Source organism: Streptomyces sp. LaPpAH-108, assembly GCF_000373625.1.
GTDB lineage: Bacteria > Actinomycetota > Actinomycetes > Streptomycetales > Streptomycetaceae > Streptomyces.
In genome coordinates, this window is the sequence record NZ_KB891987.1 from 30,066 (window position 1) to 49,586 (window position 19,521).

Here is a 19,521-nt window from a genome sequence, read left to right on the forward strand (position 1 = left end):
AAGCGGTTTTTGCGGAGCGCTCGGGGCGCGCGGTGGCCGGGCGAGGCGCGGGTCGTGGGTGGCTGGTCGCGCGGTTCCCCGCGCCCCTGAACAGGCGGCTGCGCCGCCTGTGGGGCACAGAAGGGGGAAAGGGGTTTCCGTGGTTGCCACCGGAGCTGGGAGAATGGAGCGGTCACTCACAGAACTCAGAAAAAGAGGACGTGCCGATCGTGGCTCAGAGCAGCGAGACCACCGACTGGGTCTCCCGTTTCGCGGATGACGTCATCGAGGAGTCGGAGCGTCGGGCTCCCGGCAAACCGGTCGTCGTCGCCTCCGGGCTCTCCCCGTCCGGCCCGATCCACCTGGGCAACCTGCGCGAGGTCATGACCCCGCACCTGGTCGCGGACGAGATCCGGCGCCGCGGGTACCAGGTCCGCCATCTGATCTCCTGGGACGACTACGACCGCTACCGCAAGGTCCCGGCCGGGATCGCGGGCGTCGACGAGACCTGGGCCGAGCACATCGGCAAGCCGCTGACCTCGGTCCCGGCGCCCAAGGGCTCCGCGTTCCCGAACTGGGCCGAGCACTTCAAGGCCGCCATGACCGACGCGCTCGCCGAGCTGGGCGTGGAGTTCGACGGGATCAGCCAGACCGCGCAGTACACCTCGGGCGTCTACCGCGAGCAGATCCTGCACGCGATGAGGCACCGCGGCGACATCGACGCGATCCTCGCGCAGTACCGCACCAAGAAGGCCCCGGGCAAGAAGCCGCAGCAGAAGGCGGTCGACGAGGCCGAGCTGGAGGCCGAGGAGGGTTCCGGCGCCGCCGCCGAGGACGACGGCAGCTCCGGCTCCGCCGGGTACTTCCCGTACAAGCCGTACTGCGGCGAGTGCGGCAAGGACCTCACCACCGTCACCTCCTACGACGACGACACCACCGAGCTGTCGTACACCTGCACCGCGTGCGGCTTCGGCGAGACGGTCCGGCTCAGCGAGTTCAACCGGGGCAAGCTGGTCTGGAAGGTCGACTGGCCGATGCGCTGGGCCTACGAGGGCGTGATCTTCGAGCCCTCCGGTGTCGACCACTCCTCGCCGGGCTCCTCCTTCCAGGTCGGCGGCCAGATCGTCGGCATCTTCGACGGCAAGCAGCCCATCGGCCCGATGTACGCGTTCGTCGGCATCTCCGGCATGGCCAAGATGTCGTCCTCGCGCGGTGGCGTGCCCACCCCGGGCGACGCGCTGAAGATCATGGAGCCGCAGCTGCTGCGCTGGCTGTACGCCCGCCGCCGCCCCAACCAGTCCTTCAAGATCGCCTTCGACCAGGAGATCCAGCGGCTCTACGACGAGTGGGACAAGCTGGCGGGCAAGGTCGCCGACGGCTCCGCGCTCCCCGGTGACGTCGCCGCCTACACCCGCGCCGTCGGCACCGCCGCCGGTGAGCTGCCGAGGACCCCGCGCCCGCTGCCGTACCGCACGCTGGCCTCGGTCGCGGACATCACCGCGGGCCATCAGGACCAGGCGCTGCGCATCCTGTCCGACCTGGACCCGGCGAACCCGATCACGGACCTCGCCGACGCCCGCCCCCGGTACGACAAGGCGGAGGCGTGGATCAACACCTACGTCCCCGCCGACCAGCGCACCATCGTCCGCGAGGAGCCGGACGCCGAGCTGCTGAAGTCGCTGGACGAGGAGGGGCGTGAATCGCTGCGCCTCCTTGCCGACGGCCTCGCGGACAACTGGTCCCTGGACGGCCTGACCCACCTGGTCTACGGCGTCCCGAAGGTGCGCGCGGGCTTCTCCGCCGACGCCACCGCCAAGGAGCTGCCGCCGGAGATCAAGACGGCCCAGCGGACCTTCTTCGCCCTGCTGTACCACCTGCTGGTCGGCCGCGACACCGGCCCGCGTCTGCCCACCCTGCTGCTGGCGGTGGGGCAGGAGCGGGTACGGGCCCTGCTCGGGGAGTAGGCCGCACGGTGACGTGAGAGGGGGCGCCCGGTGTGACACCGGGCGCCCCCTCTCACGTACACGGATCGCGTGTCAGGCGATGTGGTCCTCTTCCATCTGCTTCAAGTGACGCTGCTGGAAGCGCTCGGCCAGCACCTTCGCGTCATTGGGGTCGATGGTCAGACCGAACGTGGCCTGTATGTCGTCGGCCAGCATCGGGCCCGTCGGGTAACTGCCGTCTATCGACTGCCGGAAGACCTGGTACAGGTCCTCCTCGTCCGGCTCCGGGAGGCCGCCGCCCTCGCCCAGCTCACGGGTGCGGTTCGGGCCGACCGGGATCGGGAAGCTGCCCGTCTCCTCCGGGGAGGGCTGCTGGAACTGCTCGGGCGGCTGCTCCTCGTACCAGTCCTCGTACTGCTCGTCGGGCACGTACTGCGGGTCCGGGACCGGCTCGAAGGACGGGTCGTAGCCGCCCTGGTACTCGATGTCGGCCGGTGCCTTCCCCTGGAACCAGGGGCTCTGCTCGTCGCCCTCGGGGCCCATGGGGGCGCCCTGCTGCGGGAACTGGCCGGCGGACGGCTGCTGCGGGAGCGGCGGCTGCTCGGGTACCGGTGCCGCCTGGAGTTCGACGCGCTGGGGCAGTACCGGAACCGGCGGAGCCACCACCGCCTCGATGCCCGCCGCCGCCAGGCCCGCCGGGGCGGTCTCCGCGAGCGGGACGCCGTAGCGCGCCAGGCGCAGCGGCATCAGGGACTCCACGGGTGCCTTGCGGCGCCAGGCGCGGCCGAAGCGGGAGCGCAGCCGGGCCTGGTAGACGAGACGTTCCTGCTCCAGCTTGATGACCTGCTCGTAGGAGCGCAGCTCCCACAGCTTCATCCGCCGCCACAGCAGGAAGGTCGGCACCGGGGAGAGCAGCCAGCGCGTGATGCGCACGCCCTCCATGTGCTTGTCCGCCGTGATGTCCGCGATCCGGCCGACCGCGTGCCGGGCCGCCTCCACGGAGACCACGAACAGGATCGGGATGACCGCGTGCATCCCGACGCCCAGCGGGTCCGGCCACGCCGCCGCGCCGTTGAAGGCGATGGTGGCCGCCGTGAGCAGCCAGGCCGTCTGGCGCAGCATCGGGAAGGGGATGCGCATCCAGGTCAGCAGCAGGTCGAGCGCGAGCAGCACACAGATGCCCGCGTCGATGCCGACCGGGAACACATAGGAGAAGTTCCCGAAGCCCTTCTTGAGGGCCAGTGCGCGGACGGCCGCGTACGAACCGGCGAAGCCGATACCGGCGATGATCAAGGCGCCGGCCACGACCACGCCGATGAGTACGCGGTGCATCCGAGTCAGCTGAAGTGGCGCGGCCACTCGTACTCCCCTCCCGTTACGTGTTGTTGCGCGCAACAGGGTGGCACACGTGTACGCCGAACGTGGTGCCGGTCAGTCCTTCTTGTCGTCCTTCGCGGACGCGGAGGCGCTGGGGGAGGCGGACTTGGAAGCCTTGCCGGAGGCCGGTTCGGACGCCTTCCCGGACGGCTTCCGCGACGGGGCGGCCGAGCCGCCCTCGCCCGAACCCGCCGTCTGACCACGGCCGTTGGCGGCCGAGACGGAGGCGATGACCTCCTTGACGGCCTTCTCGGCGTCCTTCGTCAGGTCGTCGGCGTCCGGGGTCTTCTCGCCCGCGAGACCCGCGCCGTTGTAGTCGAGCGTGACGACCACATTCTGGACCCGGGCGACCACCGTCTGCTGCTTGAAGGCGCCTTCCTTCTTCTTGAGGTCGTAGCGCACCGCCGTCGCCTCGTCGCCCGTGCCGGTCAGCGGCTGCGACTTGGTGCTCTTCGCGCCCGAGACGTGCTCGGCGTCGGTGAGCTGGCGGGTGTAGTACGAGTGGGCCTGGTCGTTGCCGCTGCCGCGCGCCCCGTCGGAGTCGAAGCGCAGCAGGGAGACGCTCAGCCAGCGGAACTGCGAGCCCTTGACGCCGTTGTCGTCCAGGCTGGTCCACGAGCAGGAGGAGCGGGCGGTGGTGTCGTCGCTCTTGCCCTTCTTGCCCGACTTGGTCTTCGGCACCAGGTCGTCCAGCGTCTTCTTGCCCAGCGCGTCGCAGGGGTCGGGAAGCTTCTGGTACGCGGCCGGGGCGACCGTCGGGGTGGTGTCGGGCGAGGACGTGCCCGCCGTGCCGCTGCCCGCGCTCTGCCGGGCGGCCGGGGTGTCCTTGTTCGCGGAGTCGCCGGAGTCCGACGAGCAGCCCGCGGTGATGAGCACCGCGGGCACCGCTGCCGCGCACACCAGAGCGCGGCTCAGGCGCCCGGCTCGGGGGTGGGCACGGTCGTCTCGCTGTACGGCTCGCTGCATGGTTCCTTCACTCATGACGCTCGGTGGTCGTGCGGGTTCCTGCGACGTCACGGTACGCGGTGAAGGTGGCGTGTGTTTCCGGTTCGCGCGGTGCGCGAAGTGACGTGAGGGGCGGGCGAGGGGGCGTCAGCCGTTGAGCTTGTCGGCCAGTTGAGAGGCCAGATCCCGGGCCCTGTCCTGCATTTCCTTGCTGTCCGGGACGGCGCCGACGACCATCGGCTGCTCCTCGTACTCGAGGGTGACGACGACGTTGGACGTGCGGAACACCACAGTCACGGTGCGCGGTTCGGACGTCGAGCCGGAGGTGGAGAGCTGGTCGTCGAGGTACGCCTCGTCGCCGAGGTCGGGCAGTGCGCGGGGGCGCAGATCGGCGGCGTCGGCGGCGGTCTCCGAGGGGTCGGGGCTCGCGCTCGCGTCCGGGCTCGCCGTGGCGCTCGGGTCGGCGGAGGGGGAGGCGGGTTCGCCGCCCGGGGCGCCGGGGACGGGCAGATGGGCGGCCTTCTCCATGCCCTGGAACAGCTTGCGGGCCTCGCTGTCGTCGCTGACCGCGTTGTCGAAGGACACCACGCGCTCGAAGTCCACCGAGAGGCGGTCGGTCGCGGTGGTGGACTCCACCTTCCAGTGGCAGCCCACCTTGCGGTCGGTGTCGTAGGTCAGCTCGGGCACGCCCCGGTACGCCTTGTCGCGCTGGTCGGGGTCGGTGATCTGGCGGATGCCGGGCAGCAGCGAGCCGAGGGTGTCGTGGCCGACGGCGCCGCAGGGCTCGGGCAGGGTGCGGTACTTGCCGGGCTGGGCGGCGACGGTGGCGGTGCCCGCGTCGCCCGGGTTGGCGTCGTCGGTCGAACTCGCTCCGTCCGAGCCGCTCGTGCAGCCTGTCAGCAGCGCCGCGAAGAGGGCGGCGGTACCGATGACGTGGGCCTTCCGCTGCACGGTCGGGCTCCTCTCGACGGGGTTGCGGGCCGGCGGTGTGTGCGCCGGTGCTCCAGTGTCCCCGCTGGTTATTCGCTTGCCGCGGCGGGGCGCCTGCTGGACACAATGTGTATCGCACGCACCACCGCGGACGCCGGTCCCTTGTCCCTTATCGCAGACCATGGCGCCGCTTTTGCGTTCTGCGCCTTTTCAGGCTTTTTCTGTCACCGGGGGATCGAGGAAGAGATGTCGTACGTAGAGATACCGGGCGCCCGGGTGCCCGTCCGCATGTGGGCCGACCCCGCCACCGTCGAGGACGGCGCGCTGCGCCAGCTCCAGAACGTGGCGACGCTCCCCTGGGTGCGCGGCCTCGCCGTCATGCCGGACGTCCACTACGGCAAGGGCGCGACGGTCGGCTCGGTCATCGCGATGCGGGGCGCGGTGTGTCCCGCGGCGGTGGGGGTGGACATCGGGTGCGGGATGTCGGCGGTGAAGACGTCACTGACGGCGAACGACCTGCCGGGGGATCTGACGCGGCTGCGGTCGGGGATCGAGCGGGTGATTCCGGTGGGGCGGGGGATGCACGACGACCCTGTCGAGCCCGGGCAGTTCCACGGTCTGGCCACGGCCGGCTGGGAGGAGTTCTGGGGCCGCTTCGACGGGGTCGCCGGGGCCGTGAAGTTCCGTGAGGAGCGCGCCCACAAGCAGCTGGGAACGCTCGGCAGCGGAAACCACATGATCGAAGTCTGTCTCGACCAGTCGGACTCGGTCTGGCTCATGCTCCACTCCGGCTCCCGCAACATCGGCAAGGAGCTGGCCGAACACCACATCGGCGTCGCGCAGAAGCTCCCGCACAACCAGGGCCTGGTGGACCGCGACCTCGCGGTGTTCGTCTCCGACACCCCGCAGATGGCGGCCTACCGCAACGACCTCTTCTGGGCGCAGGAGTACGCCAAGTACAACCGCACACTGATGATGGCCCTCCTCAAGGACGTCATCCGCAAGGAGTTCAAGAAGGCGAAGCCCGTCTTCGAGCCGGAGATCTCCTGCCACCACAACTACGTGGCGGAGGAGCGGTACGACGGCATGGACCTGCTGGTGACCCGCAAGGGCGCGATCCGGGCCGGTTCCGGCGAGTACGGCATCATCCCCGGCTCCATGGGGACGAGTTCGTACATCGTGAAGGGCCTCGGCAACACCGCCGCCTTCAACTCCGCCTCGCACGGCGCCGGTCGGCGCATGAGCCGCAGCGCCGCCAAGCGCCGCTTCACCACCCGGGACCTGGAGGAGCAGACCCGGGGCGTGGAGTGCCGCAAGGACTCCGGCGTGGTCGACGAGATCCCCGGCGCCTACAAGAACATCGACCAGGTGATGGAGCAGCAGCGCGACCTGGTCGAGGTGGTGGCGAAGCTCAAGCAGTTCGTCTGCGTGAAGGGCTGAACTCCGCGCTGCTGCGGCCTACTTGGCGTGGCGGACCGCGTAGATCATGACGAAGGCGATTACGTGGATGCCGAAGAGGAAGTACGCCAGGAAGTACCAGACCTGGCGTTCGTCCTTGGTCTCCTGGGCGAGGCGGCGTTTTTCGGGGGTGTTCTCTTCGGTCGGCATCACAGTTCCCGGTGGACCTTGGTGTTGGAGGCCTGGGCGCGGGGGCGCAGGACCAGGAGGTCGACGTTGACGTGGCTGGGGCGGGTGACCGCCCAGGTGATCGTCTCGGCCACGTCGTCGGCGGTGAGGGGGGCGGCGACGCCCTCGTAGACCTTGGCGGCCCTGGCCGTGTCGCCGTTGAAGCGGGTCAGGGCGAACTCGTCGGTCTTGACCATGCCGGGGGCGATCTCCACGACGCGGACCGGTTTGCCGACGATCTCCAGGCGCAGGGTCTCGGCGAGGACGTGCTCGCCGTGCTTGGCGGCGACGTAACCCGCGCCGCCCTCGTACGTGCCGAGCCCTGCGGTGGAGGAGACGACGACCACCACGCCGTCGCCGCTCGCCTCCAGCTTGGGGAGCAGGGCCTGGGTGATGTTGAGGGTGCCGATGACGTTCGTCTCGTACATCGTGCGCCAGTCGGCCGGGTCGCCCGTCGCCACCGGGTCCGCGCCGAGCGCGCCGCCCGCGTTGTTGACCAGCACACCGACCGTGCGGAACGCCGTCGCGAACTCGTCCACCGCCACGCGGTCCGTCACGTCCAGCGGGTACGCCGTCGCCGCGTGGCCCGCCGCGTTGATCTCCTCCGCCAGCGCCTCGATCCGGTCCTTGCGGCGCGCGGTGAGGACGACCCGGTACCCCGCCTCGGCCAGGCTGCGGGCGGTGGCCGCGCCGATCCCGCTGCTCGCGCCCGTGACGACGGCGATACGGGCGGCGGCGGACGGGGCTGCGGGGGCCATGGGCTGCTCCTGTGCGGTCAAGAAACGGGGCGCTGCCCGTCCAGCGTAGGCGAGCGCCCATCGCCCGGTTCGCGGCGGGCGCGTCTCAGCCGCCGTTCCTCGGCGCCCACATGATCAGCGCCATTCCCGCCAGGCACACCAGTGCCCCCGCGATGTCCCACCGGTCGGGGCGGTAGCCGTCCGCGACCACGCCCCACAGGATCGAGCCCGCCACGAAGATCCCGCCGTACGCGGCCAGGATGCGGCCGAAGTGGGCGTCCGGCTGGAAGGTGGCGACGAAGCCGTACGCGCCGAGGGCCAGCACCCCGCCCGCCATCCACAGCCAGCCCCGGTGCTCGCGCACGCCCTGCCAGACCAGCCACGCGCCGCCGATCTCGAAGAGCGCGGCGACGACGAAGAGGGCGGCGGAGCGGAGGATCAGCATGGGGGAAGGGTGTCATGTCCCGTCCGGGCGCCCCCGGCGTGCGTCCGTTCACCTGATGGACGGCGCCTGGCCTCCGGCCCACGTGGCATACATCCCCTGGGCCCCGCGCGACCGCGCGCCACGGCCTCTCGGTACGGCAGCGGTACGGCAGCGGGCTGGAAGTGGTGAGCGGCATGGGCGTGCGGGCGAGGACGTGGGTGCTGCTGGCGGTGTGCGGGGGCGCTGCGCTGGGCTTCGGGGGGACGGCGGGCGCGACCGGGGCGGCGGCGGCCGGTTCCTCGTCGGTGAAGGTGTCCGGGACCGTTCCGCTCCCGGCGCGGGCGGCGCGGTCCGGCCCCGCACCGGCCACGGCACCCCGGCCCGCCACACCGCCCCACGCCGACCTCTCCTTCCACGGGCACGCCGTGCTCACCGGTGACCGGGTCGAGGTCCGGCTCACGCCGCGTGACGCGGGCCCCTCCGCCGTCGCGGACGCGAGCGTGCGGCTGCGGTGGTCGGTGGCGCTGGCCGAGCGGCAGGAGCTGCCGTCGGCGTGTGCGCGGACCGGGGAGCGGACCCTCGTCTGCGGGACCGGCGCACTGGCCGTCGGGCGGGCCGGACGCACCCTCGCGCTGACCGTCGCCCTGCGGCAGGCGGCCTCGGAGGTCACCCTGGAGGTGGAGCCCGCCTGGAACGGCGGCGTGAGCGACCCGGACCGTTCGAACGACCGCCTGAAGGTGCTGGTCCTGGACACGGGCGACGCGTACGCGTTCTGAGCGGACGCGCTCCGCCGGGCCCCGCGAGGGCAGCCGCAGCCGACGTACGGGAGGTCCACATGGCCGGGAACCACACCGCCCGCGCCGGGCTGCTGGCGGAGCTGGACGCGGTGTCCCGGCGGTACATCGCCTCGTACGCCCTGTTCAGCCAGGCCGTCGCCGACCGCATCGGGCTGCACCCCACCGATCTGCAGTGCCTGAACCTGCTCACCCTGGAGCCGGAGCCGGTCACCACCGGCCGGGTCGCGGAGCTGACCGGGCTCACCACCGGCTCGGCCACCCGCCTGGTGGACCGCCTGGAGCGGGCCGGATACGTGGTCCGGGGCCGGGACGAGGCCGACCGGCGCCGGGTGCTCGTGGTGCCCGTACCGGAGCGGATCGGGCAGTTCCGGCGCGTGTGGGAGGCGCTGTCCGGCGACTGGTACCGGATCTTCGACGAGCTGGACGACGCCGAACTGGCCGTGATCGTGCGGCACATGGAACGCACGGTGGAGTTCTCCGAGAAGCAGGCGGCCCGGCTGCGCGAGGACCGTCCGCCGGAGGACCGCAAGCCCCCGACGGAGCCCGGCGGCGGACGTCAGCCCGACGTCAGCGGGGCGTCAGCGAAACGTGGGTCCGGGGGCGGAGAGTAATCGATGTCAGCAGGTCGGGGCGGGTTTCACCCGCTTCCCGGTCACTCTTCGCACGACCTCACGGGGGACTTCCCATGCGTACGCTCCACCGCTCCACCACGCTCGCCGCCGCCGGTACCGCCGTCCTCGCCCTCGCCCTGACCGCCTGCGGCGGCTCGGGCTCCGGCTCCGGCGCGAAGGACGAGGGCGCCGCGAAGCCCGCGGCCACGGTGGCGGCCAAGCCCTCGAAGGACGCCTCCGCCCCGGCCGGGTCGGGCACCGCGACCTCGGTGACGCCCGGCGGCACGTCGAAGGGCGCCGGTACCGGTGGCGCCACGGCCGTCACGCAGAGCGCCGCCGCCCAGCAGGCCGCCACCAAGTCCGGCGCCAAGGACACCGACAGCTACGCCTACTCCCACCCCTGCGCGGGCGGCCAGATCACCGTGCGGGTGACCAAGCGCGCCGCCACCCAGCGGGTGATCGAGGTCCGCAACACCGGCGCGACCGCCTGCGGCCTGAGCTACTACCCCGCCGTCGACCTCGGCTCCTCCCAGTCGGCCGACCAGAGCCGCAATGTCAAGCCGCTGGTCCCCGGCGGCCTCGGCGGCCCGCCCGCGTACGTGCTCCACGCGGGCCGCACCGCCTACGCCGTGATCGACCTCGACCCGAGCGGCGCCACCACCGGCACCGCGCCCGGCATCGACGAGATGAACGTGCTGGCCGACGGCGACCACATGCCCGCCGCCGAGACCAAGAACTTCCCGCTCGGCTCCGGCGCGAAGGTCCTCGAGCCCAAGCTGGGCCTGTACCGCGCGACGGTCGCGGACGCGGTCGCCTCGATGAAGCAGGCGGACACGCAGTCCTGAGCCACCGCGCCCCGAGCCTTCGGCCGGGCCGGTGACGGTGAGATCCCGGTAAAAAGGACCACCGTGGATCACCGGTCCCGGCCGAACGCCCGCGCGCCTTGGCAGACTGGTCGGGTGCCCCAGACTGTGCTCCTCGCCGAAGACGACCGCGCCATCCGCCACGCCCTGGAGCGTGCCCTCACCCTGGAGGGCTACGCGGTGACGGCGGTCGCCGACGGTGTCGAGGCGCTGGCGCAGGCCCACCGCACCCCGCCGGACGTGCTGCTGCTCGACGTGATGATGCCCGGCATCGACGGCCTCCAGGTCTGCCGGGTACTGCGCGCCGAGGGCGACCGCACCCCGATCCTGATGCTCACCGCGCTGGTGGAGACCGCCGACCGCATCGCGGGCCTGGACGCGGGCGCCGACGACTACGTGGTCAAGCCCTTCGACGTGGAGGAGGTCTTCGCCCGGCTGCGCGCCCTGCTGCGCCGTACGACCCCCGCCGCCGCGATCCCGGCCCCGGCCGTGAGCCCGGAGGACCGTCCGGTGGTCTCCGAGCGCCACCAGGTGGGCGCCGCCGGGCTGCGCATGGACCTCCAGGCCCGCCGCTGCTGGCGCGGGGTGCGCGAGCTGGAGCTGACCCGCACCGAGTTCGAGCTGCTGGAACTGCTGGTGCGCAACGCGGGCATCGTGCTCGACCACTCCACGATCTACGACCGCATCTGGGGCTACGACTTCGGCCCCGGCTCCAAGAACCTCGCCGTCTACGTCGGCTATCTGCGCCGCAAGCTGGACGAGCCGGGCGCCCCGCAGCTGATCCACACCGTGCGCGGTGTGGGGTACGTGCTGCGGGAGGAGTAGTGGGCCGTCCCTGGCGGGCGCCGGGCCGCTCCCGGACCGGCCGGACCAAGCTGGTCTCGCTGCGCACCACCTTCGCGGTGTCCTTCGCCGCCGTCACCGCCGCCGTCACGATCCTGGTCGGCATCCTGTCGTACGGCTCGGCCGCCCGGCTCGTGCGGGTGGACCAGCAGTCGGTGTTCACGCAGGTCGTGCAGGACGTACGGGACGAGGTCCGGCAGCACGACATGACCCCGGACGACTTCTCCTCCTCCCGCCCCGGGCACGATCTCGTGCGGCCCGCGCGGACCGACGTGCAGGTGCTGGGGGCGCGCGGCGACATCGTCGACCACGGCAGCCCGGTGCTGCCGGTGACCGCCGCCGACCGGGCCGCCGCCGGGGCGCGGGCGGCCGGGAAGCTGGCCGAGCACAAGGACGTACGGGTCGGCGAGGACCTGTTCCGGGTCGCCACCGTCTCGCTGGGCGACGGCAAGGGCGCGGTGCAGGTGGCGCAGGAGTTCAGCGACACCGAGGACCTGCTGCGCACGCTCCAGCAGCGGACGCTGATCCTGATGGCGGCGGTCGTGGTGGGCGCGGGGCTGTTCGGCTGGTGGCTGGCCCGCCGGATCACCCGGCGCCTGGTCGTGCTCACGGCCGCCGCGGAGGACGTGGCCCGCACCCGGCGGCTCGGCATCGAGGTGCCCGTCGCCGGGCTCGACGAGGTGGGACGGCTCGGCCGCGCCTTCGACCGGATGCTCGGGCGCCTCGCCCAGTCCGAGGAGGACCAGCGGCGCCTGGTCCAGGACGCGGGGCACGAGCTGCGCACGCCGCTGACCTCGCTGCGGACGAACATCTCGCTGCTGCGGCGCCTGGACGAGCTGCCGCCCGCCACCCGTGAGGAGCTGGTCGCGGACCTCGGCCTGGAGGCCCGCGAGCTGACCGACCTGGTCAACGAGCTGGTCGACCTCGCCGCCGGGCAGTCCGACTCCGAGCCGCCGCAGCGGGTGGACCTGGCCGACCTCGCGGAGGACGTGGTGGGGCTCGCGGGGCGCCGTACCGGCCGGGAGATCGTGCTGCGGGTCAGCGGCGACACCGGGACCGAGGGGCGGCCGGGGATGCTCCAGCGGGCCATCTCGAACCTGGTCGAGAACGCGGCCAAGTTCGACCGGGACGGCACCGCGCCGATCGAGGTCCGCGTCACGGGGCCCGTCCGCGCGGGCACGGTCCGGGTGGAGGTCCTGGACCGGGGCCCCGGTATCGCCGAGAGCGACCTCATCCGCGTCTTCGACCGCTTCTACCGCGCCGCCGACGCCCGCTCCCTGCCGGGCTCCGGCCTCGGCCTCTCCATCGTCCGAGAGGTGGCGACGGCGCACGGGGGAGCACCGTTCGCCTACCGGCGCGAGGGCGGCGGGGCGGTCATCGGGTTCACGGTGGGGGGCGGGGCGGCGGTGCCGGGCGATTCCGGGGGTGCGGCCGGGGGCGGATGACCGGGGGCGGGGGCGGTCGGCGTTCCCGCCGGGGAGTCCTGCGGGGCGTGGCCGGTCTCCGCCGGGGGTGTTTCGTGGGGCCTGGCTGGTCTCCGCCGGGGAGTCCTGCGGGGCGTGGCCGGTTCCCGCCGGGGGTGCCCCCGTGGGGCCTGGCTGGTCTCCGCCGGGGAGTCCTGCGGGGCCTGGTCGGTTCCCGCTAGGGGTGCCCCGTGAGGCCCGGCCGGTCTCCGCCGGGGGTGCCCCGTGAGGCCCGGCCGGTCCCCGCCGAGGGTGTCCCGTGGGGCTTCGTCAGCCTTCGTCGGGGCCGTCCCGGCGGGACGTGGCGAGGGTCCAGGCCAGGTTGCCCGCCGCCGCTCCGGCCGCGACCGCCGCGACGATCACGCCGCCGGTCGCCAGGCCGTCGCTGAAGAGGTGGGGGCGCCGGTCGAGGCTGTGCAAGCCGAAGCCGCACAGCTCGTACACCCCGACGGCGGCGACGACGAGGCTGATGATCAGCAGGGTCAGCGTGGGGGTGAGGTCGCGCAGGTCGATGCCCGCCGCCGTACCCGGCACCGCCGGTCCCGTGTCCGGTCGCGTCTCCTGCATGTCTCCCCTGGTGGACTGGATGGACTCCGGTGCCGCGCACACCGGCCGAGGTGCGTCACGGGTCGGGGTGACGCCCGCGGCACCCGGCCGGAGCCGGTAGCGCGGCCTTTCCATGATGACCGAGATCGCGGACACCTTCGTACGGGGCGCGCGGGGCGCCCCGTACGGAGCGCCCCGCCTTACGCCCCCCCGGGCGCCCTTGACCCTGCCCCCGGGGGCAGGGTTTAGCGTGCCGTGACATGAGCGGTGCGGGGGACGAGAACGAGGTGGACGGGATGCGGATCGGGGAGCTGGCCCGGCGCGCCGGGACCACGGTCAAGGCGGTCCGCTACTACGAGTCCCTCGGGCTGGTCACCCCGTCCCGCCGCCCGAACGGCTACCGCAGCTACGACGCGGTCGACCTGCGCCTGGTCCAGGAGATCCGGGCGCTGAAACGCCTCGGCATCCCCGCCGAGCGCACCCGCCCCTTCCTCGACTGCCTGACGGCGGGCCGTACCCACGCCGACTGCCCGGCGTCACTGGCGGGCTACCGCGACGCGGCAGACGAACTGGCTGTGCGGATCGAGGAGTTGACGGCGAGGAGGGCGGTGCTGCTGGCACGCCTCGAAGCGGCGGCGCGCCCCCTGCCGACGGACGCACACCCCCCGCCGAAGGAGACCCAGGCGATGCACGACGACCACCTCACCCTGCCCGCCGGTCTGCCCGTCCCCCCGGACGACGGCGCCGCCGATCACCTCCCCGGCACCCGGATGCCGTCGCTCACCCTGGCGGACACGGCGGGCGGCACGGTCCGGCTCGACGGTCTCGGACCCGGCCGTGCGGTGATCTACGTCTACCCCCTCACCGGCCGTCCCGGCACGGATCTCCCCGAGGGCTGGAACGCCATCCCCGGCGCCCGGGGCTGCACGGTGGAGTCGTGCGGCTTCCGCGACCACTTCGAGGACCTGCGGGCGGCGGGCGCGGCGCGGGTGTACGGGCTGTCCAGCCAGGACACCGGCTATCAGCGCGAGGTCGTGGACCGGCTCCGGCTGCCGTTCCCGATGCTCTCCGACCCCGGGTTCGCTCTCGCCGGGGCGCTGGACCTGCCGACCTTCGAGGCGTCGGGGGCGCGGCTGTACAAGCGGCTCACGCTGATCGTCCGCGCCGGGGTGGTCGAGCACGTCTTCTATCCGGTCTTCCCGCCCGGTGAGCACGCGGAGCGGGTGCTGGAGTGGCTGCGCGAGCGCGGGGCGGAGGGCGCGGGCGGCTGAGCCGCGGGCGCTCTGTCGTGCCCGGGCTCAGTGGCGTAGTGCCGTCGCCACCGTCGCGTGGACGTCGCCGGTCAGTTTGCGGTGGCTGCGGGCGGTGGCCTGGCGGTGGGAGCCCGCGCTGACGTTGTCGATGGTCACGACGACGGTGTCCAGCAGATTGCCGTTCTTGTCGTCGAAGTTGACCTGCGCCACGAAGGACTTGCGGGAGTCGGTGGTGTTGTTCGCGGTCACCGCGACGTTGGCCCGGCCGTCGGAGTCGGTGGTGATCCCGCCCAGCGTCACGTCGCTCTTGGCGTTCACCCCGCCCTTGACCTGGTCCAGCTTCCGCTTGGCCTCCGCCGTGGCCGAGGCCAGCGAGTCGGAGGCGCGGGAGGCGAGGGAGGAGGCCGCCGAGGCCGCCCTGCTCGCGCTGTCGGACGGGCTGCTCGACCCGTCCGAGCACCCGGCGGACGCCAGCCCGAGCGCCACGGCCAGCACGGCCCCGGCCGTGCCTCTTATCCAGTACCCCGCCATGTCCCGCCTCCGTACCTCGCCGAAGATCACCGCTCCCAGTCAAGGGGCGCGCGCCCCGCCCCGCACGCCGTGTGGGACACCCGTGCGACCGGTCCACCCGAACGGGTCACCGTCGCTGGCACGCGCCCCCCGCCCGGGATCTGCTGCTCACAAGTGCCCGTCCGGCCGGGCCGCGGCGGACTCGGAGCTGAGGAGTGCGGGCATGGCGCAGGAGCAGCCGTCGGGGCGGGACCGGGAGGACTGGGACGAGTTGCGGGCCCGGGTGGCCGCGCTGGAGGGACGGCGGCCCCGGCGGCACCCCGGGCGGGCCGTCGTCGCCTTCGTGCTCGTCGTGCTCGGCTGTCTGCTCGCCCCGCTCGGGGTCGTCGCCGCCTGGACCGCCGATCTCGTGGACGACACCGACCGCTACGTCGCCACCGTCGCCCCGCTGGCCCGCGACCCCGCCGTGCAGGACGCCGTGGCGAACCGGGTCACCGACGCGCTGATGGGCCGCCTCGACATCCCCGGGCTGCTGGAGAAGGTGGCGCCCAAGGACCGGCCGCTTGTCGAGAAGGCGCTCGGCGGCATCGGCGGCTCGCTCCAGGGGGCGGTGCGCAGCTTCGTCAACGACAAGACGCGGGAGGTCGTCGCGTCCGACGCGTTCGCCACCTTCTGGACGGGCGCCAACCGGCAGATCCACACCAGCGTGGACAAGGCGCTCACCGGCAGCGGGGGCGGCGCGGTCACCCTCCGGGGCGACAAGGTGGAGATCGATCTCGCGCCCGTCATCGAGCAGGTCAAGGACCGGCTGGTCGACTCGGGGCTCGGCCTCGCGGGCAAGATCCCCGTCGTGCACACCAGCTTCACCGTGCTCCAGGCGGAGGAGGTGGGCAGGCTCAAGACGTACTTCCGGCTGCTCGACCTGGCCGGGCTGTGGGTGCCCGTCCTCGCCGCCGTCCTGCTGATCGCCGGGGTGCTGACCGCCGTACGGCGCCGCCGGGCGCTCGTCGCCGCCGCGCTCGGCTTCGCCTTCACCGCCCTGCTGCTCGGCCTCGGCCTGACCGTCTTCCGGGTGATCTACCTGGACGCCCTGCCCGCCGACGTGTCCCAGCCCGCCGCCGAGGCCGTCTACGACACCCTCACCCGGTTCCTGCGCACCGCCGTACGGGCCGTGATCGCGCTCGGCGTGGTCGTCGCCCTCGCGGCGTGGCTCTCCGGACCCGGCCGGTACGCGCGCGGCGCACGGCAGTTGTGGCACGCGGGCATCCTCGCCGTACGCGGCCAGGCCGACCGGTTCGGGATGCGCACCGGGCCGGTCGGGCCCTTCGTGCACCGGCACCGGGTCTGGATCGAGTGGCTGCTGGTGGCGGGGGCGGTCGTCGCGTACGTCCTCTGGACCCACCCCACGGTGTGGGTGGTGGTCGGGCTGGCGCTGGCGCTGCTGTTCGCGCTGGCGGTGGTGGACTTTCTGGCGGAGGACGCGGGGGAGCGGGAGGGTGTGGGGGACCGGGCAGCCGGGGGCGCGGGGGCCGGGGTCAGCGGTCCGCCGGGCCGTCCTTGAGCTGTCTGTCCTCGCTCCCCTTGAGCGCGGCCTCGTCCCCCTTGATCCGCCCCGCCCCCAGCCACCGCCTCAGCGGCGGCTCCTGCGCCAGCACCGCGCCGATCGTCACCGCGAAGGTGATCGCCGCGCTGAGCACGATCAGCCAGGACAGCAGGGCCAGCACCAGGCCGAGGGAGCCGTACTCGCGCAGGGAGCGGTTGAGGGCCTGCGGCATGTAGATCCGCGCGGTCAGGCTGAGCGCCGTCGACGCCGCCGAGGCCAGCAGCGCGCCCGGCAGCAGCGCGAGCCACGGCACCCGCGCCGCGAGCAGCAGCCGCTGGGTCCACAGCCACACGAAGGTGCCGACCAGGAAGAGCAGCGGGGTGCCGAGCCACAGCCCGGCGCCGAAGCCGTCACGCACCGGCGCCTGGAAGAGGATCACCAGCACCAGCACGAGCAGCCACACCACCCACCGCCACGCCGCGATCCGCGTACCGGCTTTCGGCAGCCGCCACGCCCGCTCGCACACCCGCGCCATCGCCCGGCTGAAACTGGTCGCCGAGAGCAGCGCCACCACCAGGCCGATGATCCCGCTGGTCTCCCGCAGCTCGGGATCGGTGGACTCGTCGAGCACCTGGTCCAGCTGCCGACTGGCGCCGCCGGTCAGCCCGAACACCGCCCGCAGCGAGTCACGCAGCTGCTCGCGCACACTCTCCGGCGCGAACGCGGCGAACGCGAACAGCAGCGGTACGGCCGCGAGGAACGCCTGCGCGGCCAGCCGGGTGGCCGCGTCCAGCAGATTGGCGGAGAGCAGCCGCCCGGTCAGCGCGGTGATGACGGGGAAGCGCCGTTCCGCCTCCGCGCGCAGCCGCGCGAGCCGCGCCTTCCACGCCATACCGCCTCCCGACCCGCACGGCTCCCGGACCCCCAGTCAACGGCGCGGTCGGCGCGGGCGGCGAGCGGTACGCGTCCGATCGGGCGCGCACGCGCCGGGCGAGAGCGGCAGTGCCGTGTCCGCGCGCGTGCCGTGTCCGCGCGCGGTCCGCAGCCCGAGGGAGCACGAGATGGCGCTCAGCAGCGACGGCGGCGGACCCCTGAGCGGAGCGGGCGCACGCACCCTTGTCCGTGAGTCGTACTGCGCCTAATGTCAAGATCGTTTAGGTCAACGACTCACCAAGACAAGGGAATCATGCGAAGACTGTGTCTTCTTCTGGCGACCGTGCTGGCCGCCCTCACCGGCGTGGTGGCGCTGCCCGCCACGTCCGCGCTCGCCGCCTCGGCGCCGCCGTCGTCCACCGGTCAGCGCTGGGCGCTGAAGGTCAACGGGGTGTACGTCTCCGCCGAGGTCAACGACTCCGGCGACCAGAACGGCAAGCTGCGGGCCCGCTCGGCGTCCGTGGGCTCCTGGGAGACCTTCAGCCTGCACACCGACAACGTCGCGGGCGTCGGCTACGGCACGACCGTCTCGCTCCGCAACGAGGAGAACGGTCTCTACGTCACCTCGGAGGTCGACACCAGCGGCGCCCAGAGCGGGATGCTGCGTGCCCGGGGCACCAACAGCGGTTCCTGGGAGCGCTTTTACGTCGTCCCGCAGGGCGGCGACCAGTTCGCGCTGAAGTCCGCCGCCAACGGGCTCTATGTCACCGCCGAGTTCAACTACACCGGCGGCGACCAGGGTCTGCTGCGCGCCCGTTCCTCCTCTGTGGGCAGTTGGGAGCGCTTCACCTTCGTGCCGGTCGCCGGTGCCGGTGACACGGAGGCGCCCCCGCAGTCGACCGTGACCGCCTCCGGGCGGCACGACATCGCCTCGTGGAACGTGTGCGCGAACAACAACCCGAGCGCGGCGTGCAAGCTGCAGTACGCCGACGGCGACACGGTCGGCGCCAACGTCGCCCCCGCCGTGGACGGTTACCTGAACCACCGCCCCGAGGCGATCTTCTTCCAGGAGATCTGCGAGAAGGCGGTCAAGCCGCTGGAACTCGAGTTGGAGACCCGGCTCGGCGGCGGCTGGGACGTACGGTTCGCGCCCACGTACTACAAGGTCGTCGCCACCGACGGCACCAGTGACACCGGTCTCCTGGCCCAGAAGACCTGCGCCGACAGCACCAGCCACAAGGACCGGGGCTCCTTCGGCATCGCGCTCGCGGTCAAGGACACCAACACCTGGTACCGCGGCTACACCCTGCCCTCGCCCGACAAGAAGGAACAGCGCCCCGCCCTGTGCGCCACCGTCCCCGAGACCGGGACCGTCTACTGCAACGCGCACTTCAGCAGCGGCTCGTACTTCGTCGACGGCAAGCAGGCAGGTGACGACCCCAACGGCACATCCCGCCGCGAGCAGTCCGACGCCCTCAAGGGCATCGTCGACAAGCTCCAGGAGCACGGCTACACCCCCTTCCTCGGCGGCGACCTCAACACCACCCACGCCTCCGTCGACTTGCTGTCGAGCCTGTACGCCTCCCACCAGGAGTGCGGTCAGCCCACCCCCGGCTCGCCCCACGACGGTGCCCCCACCGACGGCGACAACAAGATCGACTACCTCTTCGGACCCACCGGCGCCACCTACGCCTGCGAGGTCGTCGACCCGTCCGTCTCGGACCACCGCATGATCCACGCGACGGTCACGCTCTGACGGAGTGCCGGGACACCCCGGTCGGCGGACGCCGCGCTCACTCCGCCGCAGTCTCCGCCGACCCGTCCCGCCGCCACGTCATCGTCACCTTGAGCTGCGCCTCGCCCTCCGACTTGGCGATGACGGCGCCGAATTCGGCGTTGAACCGTATGCCGAACTCCAGTCCCACCTCGTCCGGACGGCTCGGCATGTCGCGCAGCCGCCGCAGGGCGGAGACGGCCGCGTTCCGGATGCGGTCCATGCCGTCCTCGAAGGAGGCGGTGGCGTCGGCCACGGCGTTTCCCAGACGGGAGACCTCCACGACGGCGGGGTCGTCGTCGGCCACCTCGACGATGAGGTGGCCGTCGCCGTCGGGCGCCGGAAAGCGCAGTAGGTGTGTCATGCGATCCCCCTCACGTGGCCGACCAGGCAAGCCTGTCGACCCCACGCTGTATGACCTGCGGCCGTCTTCCACTGGCGAGGCATTGCGGCCACCATGGAAGCGCATCCGGAGCCGCCGAAC

At 72.7% G+C, this 19,521-nt stretch carries 20 protein-coding genes; 10 read left to right on the forward strand and 10 right to left on the reverse strand.

From position 1 onward, the window contains the following. The first annotated feature begins 200 nt into the window (after nt 1–200). Entirely contained in the window at nt 201–1,943 is a 1,743-nt protein-coding gene (lysS, locus tag B079_RS0100155) for a lysine--tRNA ligase (RefSeq protein WP_018543745.1), read from the forward strand. Nucleotides 1,944–2,015: 72 nt separating this feature from the next. On the opposite strand, the gene B079_RS0100160 is transcribed toward lysS, so the two are convergent. The 3 genes from B079_RS0100160 to B079_RS0100170 form a co-directional block, all read right to left on the reverse strand. Next, nucleotides 2,016–3,254, reverse strand: a complete 1,239-nt coding sequence (locus tag B079_RS0100160; RefSeq protein ID WP_018543746.1) for a DUF2637 domain-containing protein — start codon at nt 3,252–3,254, stop codon at nt 2,016–2,018. A gap of 99 nt (nt 3,255–3,353) precedes the next feature. Beyond that, on the reverse strand, nt 3,354–4,265 hold the full coding sequence (locus B079_RS0100165; protein WP_234016718.1) for a DUF3558 domain-containing protein: 912 nt from the start codon (nt 4,263–4,265) through the stop codon (nt 3,354–3,356). 126 nt (nt 4,266–4,391) lie between these two features. Continuing rightward, nucleotides 4,392–5,195 carry a hypothetical protein gene (locus B079_RS0100170; RefSeq protein ID WP_018543748.1) on the reverse strand — a complete coding sequence of 268 codons (804 nt, stop codon included), beginning with the start codon at nt 5,193–5,195 and terminating at the stop codon, nt 4,392–4,394. A 225-nt stretch (nt 5,196–5,420) separates the two neighbouring features. On the opposite strand from B079_RS0100170, the gene B079_RS0100175 reads away from it, so the two are divergent. Continuing rightward, nucleotides 5,421–6,614 (forward strand): RtcB family protein, encoded by a 1,194-nt coding sequence (locus tag B079_RS0100175; protein WP_018543749.1) that lies wholly within the window; start codon nt 5,421–5,423, stop codon nt 6,612–6,614. A gap of 18 nt (nt 6,615–6,632) precedes the next feature. On the opposite strand, the gene B079_RS35415 is transcribed toward B079_RS0100175, so the two are convergent. From B079_RS35415 to B079_RS0100190, 3 genes are all read right to left on the reverse strand, one after another. After that, nucleotides 6,633–6,782, reverse strand: coding sequence for a hypothetical protein (locus B079_RS35415; RefSeq protein ID WP_018543750.1), 150 nt, complete (start codon nt 6,780–6,782; stop codon nt 6,633–6,635). Then, nucleotides 6,782–7,558, reverse strand: coding sequence for an SDR family NAD(P)-dependent oxidoreductase (locus B079_RS0100185; RefSeq protein ID WP_018543751.1), 777 nt, complete (start codon nt 7,556–7,558; stop codon nt 6,782–6,784). The genes B079_RS35415 and B079_RS0100185 overlap by 1 nt, the downstream gene beginning before the upstream one ends. Before the next feature lie 85 nt (nt 7,559–7,643). Next, on the reverse strand, nt 7,644–7,982 hold the full coding sequence (locus tag B079_RS0100190) for a YnfA family protein (protein ID WP_018543752.1): 339 nt from the start codon (nt 7,980–7,982) through the stop codon (nt 7,644–7,646). Between the two features lie 173 nt (nt 7,983–8,155). On the opposite strand from B079_RS0100190, the gene B079_RS35665 reads away from it, so the two are divergent. The 5 genes from B079_RS35665 to B079_RS0100215 all read left to right on the forward strand — a co-directional run bounded on the left by B079_RS35665 (nt 8,156) and on the right by B079_RS0100215 (nt 12,520). Beyond that, entirely contained in the window at nt 8,156–8,737 is a 582-nt protein-coding gene (locus B079_RS35665; protein ID WP_018543753.1) for a hypothetical protein, read from the forward strand. A 59-nt stretch (nt 8,738–8,796) separates the two neighbouring features. After that, nucleotides 8,797–9,369 carry a MarR family winged helix-turn-helix transcriptional regulator gene (locus B079_RS31060; protein ID WP_018543754.1) on the forward strand — a complete coding sequence of 191 codons (573 nt, stop codon included), beginning with the start codon at nt 8,797–8,799 and terminating at the stop codon, nt 9,367–9,369. 74 nt (nt 9,370–9,443) lie between these two features. Continuing rightward, nucleotides 9,444–10,214 carry a DUF4232 domain-containing protein gene (locus tag B079_RS0100205; protein WP_018543755.1) on the forward strand — a complete coding sequence of 257 codons (771 nt, stop codon included), beginning with the start codon at nt 9,444–9,446 and terminating at the stop codon, nt 10,212–10,214. Nucleotides 10,215–10,328: 114 nt separating this feature from the next. Further along, a complete protein-coding gene (locus B079_RS0100210) occupies nt 10,329–11,057 on the forward strand; it encodes a response regulator transcription factor (protein WP_078495784.1) in 729 nt (242 codons plus the stop codon). Further along, entirely contained in the window at nt 11,057–12,520 is a 1,464-nt protein-coding gene (locus B079_RS0100215) for a sensor histidine kinase (RefSeq protein WP_018543757.1), read from the forward strand. Before B079_RS0100210 ends, B079_RS0100215 begins: the two co-directional genes overlap by 1 nt. A gap of 288 nt (nt 12,521–12,808) precedes the next feature. Here the strand turns inward: B079_RS0100215 and B079_RS0100220 are convergent, their stop codons facing one another. Beyond that, on the reverse strand, nt 12,809–13,105 hold the full coding sequence (locus B079_RS0100220; RefSeq protein WP_018543758.1) for a hypothetical protein: 297 nt from the start codon (nt 13,103–13,105) through the stop codon (nt 12,809–12,811). 239 nt (nt 13,106–13,344) lie between these two features. Between B079_RS0100220 and B079_RS0100225 the strand changes: the two genes are divergently transcribed. Next, the gene (locus tag B079_RS0100225; RefSeq protein ID WP_018543759.1) at nt 13,345–14,355 is read left to right on the forward strand and encodes a MerR family transcriptional regulator; all 1,011 of its coding nucleotides are present in this window, start codon (nt 13,345–13,347) and stop codon (nt 14,353–14,355) included. A gap of 27 nt (nt 14,356–14,382) precedes the next feature. Here the strand turns inward: B079_RS0100225 and B079_RS0100230 are convergent, their stop codons facing one another. Then, entirely contained in the window at nt 14,383–14,868 is a 486-nt protein-coding gene (locus B079_RS0100230; RefSeq protein ID WP_018543760.1) for a hypothetical protein, read from the reverse strand. A 202-nt stretch (nt 14,869–15,070) separates the two neighbouring features. Between B079_RS0100230 and B079_RS31065 the strand changes: the two genes are divergently transcribed. Then, nucleotides 15,071–16,408 carry a hypothetical protein gene (locus B079_RS31065; protein ID WP_018543761.1) on the forward strand — a complete coding sequence of 446 codons (1,338 nt, stop codon included), beginning with the start codon at nt 15,071–15,073 and terminating at the stop codon, nt 16,406–16,408. Here the strand turns inward: B079_RS31065 and B079_RS0100240 are convergent. Next, a complete protein-coding gene (locus tag B079_RS0100240; RefSeq protein ID WP_018543762.1) occupies nt 16,383–17,282 on the reverse strand; it encodes a YhjD/YihY/BrkB family envelope integrity protein in 900 nt (299 codons plus the stop codon). The genes B079_RS31065 and B079_RS0100240 overlap by 26 nt on opposite strands. A gap of 294 nt (nt 17,283–17,576) precedes the next feature. Here B079_RS0100240 and B079_RS33140 point away from each other — a divergent pair, with 294 nt between their 5' ends. Next, a complete protein-coding gene (locus tag B079_RS33140; protein WP_158684927.1) occupies nt 17,577–19,019 on the forward strand; it encodes a fascin domain-containing protein in 1,443 nt (480 codons plus the stop codon). A 37-nt stretch (nt 19,020–19,056) separates the two neighbouring features. Here the strand turns inward: B079_RS33140 and B079_RS0100250 are convergent, their stop codons facing one another. Further along, a complete protein-coding gene (locus B079_RS0100250; protein WP_018543764.1) occupies nt 19,057–19,401 on the reverse strand; it encodes a CU044_2847 family protein in 345 nt (114 codons plus the stop codon). Nucleotides 19,402–19,521 lie beyond the last annotated feature (120 nt).